Genomic DNA, 1,636 nt, shown 5'->3' on the forward strand with positions numbered 1-1,636 from the left:
GTGCGCGCTTCGCCCCACTGCCTTACCGCGCCGCTTCCCGCCCGCCTTCCCGCCCGCCTTCCCGCCGCCCTTCGCCACGCAGGCACATCGCTTGCGCCATCCACGCGCCCGCCGCTCCGGCGGACAGCATCCTTCCCTCAACCGGCGCTGCGCACCGCGCGATCCTTCGCGCGGCGATCCCGCATCGCAAGCAGGTTCCCTGAACGAGAGGACAACATGAAATCAATACGAACGCTGGTCGCGCTGTGCTCGGTCGTTTCCGTGCTCGCGGCATGTGGCGGCGACGGCAACGACGTCGGCACCGAGCTCGGCATCTCGAAGCCGCAGGCGCGCTTCATCAACGCGGTGCCGGCCGGGCCGAACCTCGACTACTACCTGAACGCGAAGCTCGACCAGAGCGGTATCGCGTACAAGGGCGTGACGCGCTATCACGATGTCGACTCGGGCACGCAGAACGCGAGCTACGACATCTCCGGCACGACGTCGACCATCGCCGCGCAATCGTTCAGCGCGGCAAACGGCCATCACTACACGACGATCGCGCTGCCGAGCACGACGTCGCTGATCTCCGTGATCGACGATCCGTACGACAAGGGCCTGCTGTCGGACAAGGCGCGCGTGCGCAGCTTCAACGCGTCGCCGAACGCGCAGAACGTCGACATGTACGTCGTCCCGCCCGGCACCGACATCACGACGCAAAGCCCGACGCTCGCGGGCGCGGCCTACCAGAACGCGGTGCCGGCATCGACGCAGGATTCGATCTACCTGAACGGCGGCAGCTACCAGGTAATCGTCACGACGGCCGGCAGCAAGACGCCGATCCTCAAGACCGCGCCGGTCACCATCAACAACAACGCCGACTGGCTGCTGCTGACGATCCCGTCGGGCGGGGTCGGCGACGTGACGCCGAACGATATCCACGTGCTGGTTGCGCAGGGCAACGACGCCGATACGTCCGCGCAGGAACTCGGCCCGCAATAAGGACCGCCAACGGTTACGGCGGCCGGCGCGATCGTGCCGGCCGCCGTACCTTCTCGCGTCGCAGTCAGTTGTTCCGCTCCAGGACGATCACATGCTCGGCGCGCGTACCGTCGCCGTGCTCGACGTCGACCGCGCCGACATGACGCACGTGCCAGCCCGGCCGTGTCGCGATCTGCGGCAGGTTGCCGGACGGCCGGCTCTCGATCCCGCCGAGACCTTCGTCGGGCGTCTCGACCGCTTCGTCGAGCGACGCGTTCGAATAAATCACGTTGTCGTGCCACTTCGACGCACCTGCGGCCGCTTCCATGCCCTTGCCGTCGACGTCGACCGTGCTGTCGGTCATCGCCATGTTCGCGTTGTCGAGCGTCGGGATCCGGGCGGCTGCTCGCCGTACGGGGTCGGCGCTGTCGGGCGCATGCGTGCCGCGCTCGATCGGCGGCAGGCCGGTCGGCGTCTTCGCGGCAATCATTTCGGGCGTCAACGGACGCCCGCTCGCCGCAGCGGGCATGCGGCGCGCCGCCGACGCTGTCGCCGGGCGCTTGGCCGCCTCGTCTCGCCGATATTTCGGGTCAGGGTTCGATTCCGCGTTCTGCATTGCACCTCCTTGTCCGGCCGGCGGGCACCGGCATCAGGCTGGCGCCGCCGGTCCGGGATT

Annotated in this window: 2 protein-coding genes; one reads left to right on the forward strand and one right to left on the reverse strand. The window is 68.3% G+C overall.

Going from position 1 to position 1,636, the window contains the following annotated elements; genetic code table 11:
* The first annotated feature begins 216 nt into the window (after positions 1 to 216).
* On the forward strand, positions 217 to 981 hold the full coding sequence (locus tag G3N99_RS39820) for a DUF4397 domain-containing protein (protein ID WP_174936054.1): 765 nt from the start codon (positions 217 to 219) through the stop codon (positions 979 to 981).
* Positions 982 to 1,045: 64 nt separating this feature from the next.
* On the opposite strand, the gene G3N99_RS39825 is transcribed toward G3N99_RS39820, so the two are convergent.
* Positions 1,046 to 1,576, reverse strand: a complete 531-nt coding sequence (locus G3N99_RS39825) for a DUF3005 domain-containing protein (protein ID WP_206125143.1) — start codon at positions 1,574 to 1,576, stop codon at positions 1,046 to 1,048.
* Positions 1,577 to 1,636: the final 60 nt, after the last annotated feature.

Source organism: Burkholderia sp. Ac-20392, assembly GCF_017104585.1.
Classification (GTDB): domain Bacteria; phylum Pseudomonadota; class Gammaproteobacteria; order Burkholderiales; family Burkholderiaceae; genus Burkholderia; species Burkholderia lata.